The organism is Bacillus sp. SIMBA_008 (genome assembly GCF_046535495.1).
Taxonomy (GTDB): Bacteria; Bacillota; Bacilli; order Bacillales; family Bacillaceae; genus Bacillus; species Bacillus subtilis.
Window position 1 is genome coordinate 1 of record NZ_JAWRWL010000907.1, and the last position, 251, is coordinate 251.

1 protein-coding gene is annotated in these 251 nt (G+C 45.0%); it reads right to left on the reverse strand.

The features are described 5' to 3' along the window. Positions 1-251: FAD-dependent oxidoreductase (locus SB658_RS26005; RefSeq protein WP_410603372.1), on the reverse strand; the 251-nt coding region annotated here is incomplete at both ends.

Genomic DNA, 251 nt, shown 5'->3' on the forward strand with positions numbered 1-251 from the left:
TGAAAGTGCTTCAGAAGTAAGCGGGCCTGTCGCAATAATTGTTGGGCCTTCTGGAATGCTTTGTACTTCTTCTTGAAAGACTGTCACATTCGGGTGATTTTTTACTCGATCAGTAACGTTTGCTGCAAATTCATGACGATCTACTGCAAGCGCTCCGCCAGCAGGAACTGAGCTTTCATCTGCGGCTGCGATAATCGCTGAATCTAAATGACGCATTTCTTCCTTTAATACACCGACCGCATTTGTCAAAG